We start from the raw sequence: 4,586 nt of genomic DNA, 5'->3' as shown, positions 1-4,586 counted from the left end.
TCTTCCGTCAGGCGCACGAACACGAAGCCGCGATAGTTGCGCACCGCCGTCACCGCACGCATGCCTTTGTGCGCCGAACAACTGCTCAGGTCGCAGTCGTCGTATTCCTTTTTCACCGGGATGCTCAGCAATTCGCCGTCGGTCTTGAACGTCCAGGCGTGGTACGGGCAACGCATGAAGCGCCCGACATTGCCGCGTGCTTCGGCCAGCACCTTCACGCCTTTGTGCGGGCAGCGATTGTGCAGGACTTTGATCTCGCCACTCTTCTGTCGAATCATCGCCAGCGGCTGTTGGGCCAGGGTGCTGGTGAAGTAGTCACCGGTCTCGGGGATCAGGCTGTCGTGGCCCAGGTAACACCAGCTCGCGGCGAAAACCCGCTGCTGTTCCTGTTCGAATAGAGACTGATCAAGGAACAGAGATTTATGCACTTCTCTGCCATTGAAATAGTTGTCCAACGGGGTGTCCTCTTCAGATCGCCAGCTTCAGGCGGGGGCTTTTCGCGCGAGATACGCAGGGATAGATCCGCGCACTGCAGGCCGCTTCCTGTTCGCTCATGATGAAGTCGCGGTGATCGACTTCGCCTTCCAGTACATCCAGTGCGCAGACGCCGCATTCGCCGCGACGGCAGTCGTAAAGCGGATCGAGCCCGGCAGCTTCCAGGGCTTCGAGCAACGACTGCTGCGGGCCGACCTCGACGCTGACGCCGGAGTCCGCCGCGTCGATGACGCAACCTTGCGCGGCGCTGTCGCGGGCGAGGTTGAACACCTCCAGATGGATCTGGTCGCGGGCCAGACCCGCGCATTCGGCATGGCTGAGTACCTCGCCGAGCATTGCCGCCGGGCCGCAGACATACAGACGGTCGTCGGCGCGCAGGTCGGCGAGCACGTCAGCGATCGCCGGACGATGGCCCGACAGGTGCAGTTGCATGCGCTCCTGAAGGTGTTCTTGCAGGTGGCTGGCGTAGACCGCGTCGTCAACGCTCTTGGCGAAGTAATGCAGGTGCGCTGGACGCTGCAGCGCAGCCAGGTGACGCAGGATGCCGGTCAACGGCGTGATGCCGATGCCGCCGGCAATCGCGATGTCGCGACCGCTGGTGACACTCAGCGGGTAGTTGAAGGTGTTTAACGGGCCTTCCAGTTCCACGCTGTCATCGACGGCCAGGGCGCGGATGTACTGGCTGCTGACGGAATCCGGCGAGAGGCGGATGGCGAAGGTGAACCGGCCGTCCCCGGCCTCGTCCAGATGCACGGTCGAATAATGCCGAGGATCATTCAGCCCCGGGATCAGCCATTTGAAATGCGCACCGGCGTGGCTCATCGCGATCAGCGAAGCCGGGCCGCTGACGGTGACTTCCTTGATTGACGCCGAGAGCATCCGGCAATGTGTGACGGTGAACTTCATGCAGGCGTTTCCTGGCTCAGCGGTGTTTCGTGCAGGTACAGCCACTGAACGTCGTGGTGCTGGACCCGCAGGATCGCGACCGAAATGCGCGAGGTTTCGCGCTGGTTCAGGCGATGGGTTTCCTTGTAGCGCAGCGCCACGGTCGTGCCTTCGTGCCAGACCGTGTGCAGATCGCTGATCAGGATTTCCAGACCTTTGCGGGCACCGACCGCGCCGGTGAACAGTTGCTCGACCTGCGCGCGGCCGACGATGGCGGCCGCGGTGGTGACCATGCTGAAGTGCTCGGCGAACACCGCCATCAGCGGCGCGACGGTGGCGGCTCCGGTGCCGTCGGCATCGGTGAAGACGCGGTGAATCAGGTCATGCACGTGGTGAATACTGTGTTGCGCTCGTTCAACCAGGTTGTTGTTCATGGCATTCCTTTGGAGGGTTCAATTGACTCATCTGAAACAGCGGGAACAGTCCGACCAGCGCCGCAATCGCGAACGTCGCGTGGTAGGCCGCCGTGGTATCGAACTGCTTGAGCAGCACATTGAAGATCATCAGAAACAGCGCGGCACCGAGGCTGAAGGACATCTGCCGGTTGATGTTCCAGATCACGCTGGCCTTGTGCGTGTCGCCGCCGGCAAAGTCCATCAGCGAGGTGGTCTGCGCGGTGTTGGCGCCGATGCCGCCGCCGATGCCCATCAGGCTGTAGGCGATTACGATCACCCACAGGTCCGTCGGCGCATTGACCAGCATCAGCGTGGCGATGCCGGCGCTGTGCAACAGCATGCCGAGGGTGAACAGGCGTTTGGCGCCGACCCGGTTGTAGACCCGACCGCAAATCGTCATCGCGATGAAGGCGCCGATGGCATAGAGGATCATGAACATCCCCGTCAGCCGGGCGCTGAAGTGCAGGGTGTTCTGCAGAAAGAAAATGCTCATCAGGTTGACCCCGGTGAACACGCCGGGAATCGCGTAATAGATGAAGATCGAGGTGCTGAGTTTTTTGCTTTTGAGCAGATTCAGTTCGATGATCGCGTTGTTGCAGCGCCGGTAGTGCAGCAGGTACAGGGCGATGAACAGCAGGCCCGCCGCCACGCAGATCAGCGCGGCCATTGCCGGATAATCGCCGCCATACAGCGACATGCCCATCAATAGACTGGCCAGCGCGGCGCTGACCAGCAACAACCCTCGGATGTCCGGACGCGGCAGGCTGGCGGGCTTGGCTTCCTTGATCCAGAACCACGACAGCCCGGCGGCGATCAGCGAGAACGGGATGTTGCTGTAGAACACCCAGCGCCACGAACTGCTGTCGACGATGATGCCGCCGACCGTCGGCGAAATGGCCGGTGCAATCAGCGCGACCGCCATCACCAGCGTGGAAATCTTCGCCCGTTGCTCACCCTGGAACAGGTTGAAGGTCAGCGCCTGGCCCACCGGAATCAACAGACCACCACCGATGCCCTGGAGGAAACGCCAGATCACCAGTTCATGGAAACTGTCGGCCATCCCGCACATCCACACTGCACCGCTGAAGACCAGCATCGACAGCGTGAGAATTTCGCGGCTGCCAAAGCGCCCCGCCAGCCAGGTGCTCACCGGAATAATCAGGGTCAGGCCGAGAATATATGCATTGGCGACCCACGCCACCGACGAAGTACTGACTTGCAAAGTTGCCGATATACTCGGCAATGCCACAGCCGACATAAAGATGTTTATACAGTCAATAAAAAAGCCGATCAGAAAGATCAGCGCGATCTTATAGCGATAGTTCATGTTGTATCCCCTTTGCCGCGCAGCATAGGGGCGATGGACTTGAAGTGTCGATACGACTATGCTTAAAACAATGTTTGACGGGATTTAACAGTGAGCCATAGCGCGATGCACTCTCATCTTAATCGGGTCCAGACGTTTCTTGCGGTGGTGGATTTTGGTTCTTACACCAAAGCCGCGAATTACCTGAGTATCAGCAAAGCCATGGCCAGCCTGCATGTCAAGGCGCTGGAAGAAGTCTTGTCGGCCACGCTATTGATCCGCAATACCCGCAATATATCGCTGACCGAAATAGGGCAGGAGTTTTATGAGGAGTTCAAGGGTATTGTCGCGGATATTGATAATGCCTTTGATAATGTCCTGAAAGGTAATAACCGGGTCTCCGGAAAGTTGCGGATAAGTTCAACCAGCGAGTACGGTGAAAAATATATCCTGCCGTTGATTCCGCTGTTCTCCGAGCGTTATCCGGAAATTCGCCTGTGCTATAACTTCAACTCTTCGTTGAACGATCTGGTCGCGGAAAAGCTCGATCTGGTAATTCGCCTGGGCAACTTGGCGGACTCCGCGTTCAAAAGCCGCAAGCTCGCGGATTATGAAATCGTGTTGGTGGCCACCGAGGCATTTCTCGCCCGCCATCCGGTAAACGAACCGCAGGACCTGAACAACGTGTCGTGGATTGCCAACAGCAATTTGCAGGCGCCGACCCAATGGACGTTGCGCGATAGCCAGGGGCAGGGGGTCGAGGTCAGCGGCACCAGCCACTTCGAATCGAACTCCTCGACGGCGATTCGTTCGATGACCCTGTCGTCACTCGGCGTTTCAGTGCTGCCGGTCTGGGTGGTCGCCGACGACATTGCCAGCGGGCGTTTGCGGCGCTTGCTGCCTTCGTATTCGCTGCCGTCGCAATCGATCAACGTGGTGTTCCCCAACAGCCCGCATCTGCCGCACAAGTCGCGGGCGTTCATTGATTTTCTGCTGTTGCATCTGGCCCAGTGAGTCAGTGATGCATGGTGGCGAGGGGATAAATCCCCACGCCACGGCTCTGCAGATGTGAAAAAGCCCCTGAATCTCACGATTCAGGGGCTTGTCATGCAAGTGATGTCTTGGGAATCAGGCCGCTTCGATCTTGCGATTCAGCTCGACCTTGCCCAGATACGCCGCCAGTTTCTCCTGTTCGGCCGGGGTGGTGAACAGCCCCAGCTTGCTGCGACGCCACAGGATGTCATGGGCCGTCGTCGCCCACTCTTCGCTGCACAGATAATCGACTTCACGGGTGTAGAGCCCGCCGCCCAGGTGTTCGCCCATGTCGGCGAGGCTGTCCACGCCTTCAAGCATGCGCCAGGTGCGGCTGCCGTAGGTGGTGGACCAGCGGCGGGCGATCTCGGTCGGAACGAAGTCGAACTTGTCGCGAATCTGCGCGCACAAGG

6 protein-coding genes are annotated in these 4,586 nt (G+C 59.5%); 1 reads left to right on the top strand and 5 read right to left on the bottom strand.

The features are described from left to right. From DBR24_RS03445 to DBR24_RS03430, 4 genes are all read right to left on the bottom strand, one after another. The coding region (locus DBR24_RS03445; RefSeq protein WP_146188944.1) for a Rieske 2Fe-2S domain-containing protein at positions 1-455 on the bottom strand (455 nt) is incomplete at its 3' end. A 13-nt stretch (positions 456-468) separates the two neighbouring features. Continuing rightward, positions 469-1,401 (bottom strand): flavin reductase family protein, encoded by a 933-nt coding sequence (locus tag DBR24_RS03440; protein ID WP_128613893.1) that lies wholly within the window; start codon positions 1,399-1,401, stop codon positions 469-471. Then, a complete protein-coding gene (locus DBR24_RS03435; protein ID WP_128613892.1) occupies positions 1,398-1,814 on the bottom strand; it encodes a DUF4440 domain-containing protein in 417 nt (138 codons plus the stop codon). The genes DBR24_RS03440 and DBR24_RS03435 overlap by 4 nt, the downstream gene beginning before the upstream one ends. Next, positions 1,795-3,162, bottom strand: coding sequence for an MFS transporter (locus tag DBR24_RS03430; RefSeq protein ID WP_123466212.1), 1,368 nt, complete (start codon positions 3,160-3,162; stop codon positions 1,795-1,797). The genes DBR24_RS03435 and DBR24_RS03430 overlap by 20 nt, the downstream gene beginning before the upstream one ends. A 105-nt stretch (positions 3,163-3,267) precedes the next feature. Here DBR24_RS03430 and DBR24_RS03425 point away from each other — a divergent pair, with 105 nt between their 5' ends. Continuing rightward, entirely contained in the window at positions 3,268-4,155 is an 888-nt protein-coding gene (locus tag DBR24_RS03425; RefSeq protein WP_128613891.1) for a LysR family transcriptional regulator, read from the top strand. Between the two features lie 114 nt (positions 4,156-4,269). On the opposite strand, the gene DBR24_RS03420 is transcribed toward DBR24_RS03425, so the two are convergent. Next, positions 4,270-4,586: glycerol-3-phosphate dehydrogenase C-terminal domain-containing protein (locus DBR24_RS03420; RefSeq protein WP_305888819.1), on the bottom strand; the 317-nt coding region annotated here is incomplete at its 5' end.

Source organism: Pseudomonas sp. HMWF006 (genome assembly GCF_003061205.1).
Classification (GTDB): domain Bacteria; phylum Pseudomonadota; class Gammaproteobacteria; order Pseudomonadales; family Pseudomonadaceae; genus Aquipseudomonas; species Aquipseudomonas monsensis.
This window is presented reverse-complemented; position numbering and strand designations above follow the sequence as displayed.

Bases quoted from the DNA above. Each gene is read 5' to 3' on its own strand.
- DBR24_RS03425 (WP_128613891.1), top strand. From the start codon at position 3,268: ATGCACTCTCATCTTAATCGGGTCCAGACGTTTCTTGCGGTGGTGGAT.
- DBR24_RS03430 (WP_123466212.1), bottom strand. From the start codon at position 3,162: ATGAACTATCGCTATAAGATCGCGCTGATCTTTCTGATCGGCTTTTTT.
- DBR24_RS03435 (WP_128613892.1), bottom strand. From the start codon at position 1,814: ATGAACAACAACCTGGTTGAACGAGCGCAACACAGTATTCACCACGTG.
- DBR24_RS03440 (WP_128613893.1), bottom strand. From the start codon at position 1,401: ATGAAGTTCACCGTCACACATTGCCGGATGCTCTCGGCGTCAATCAAG.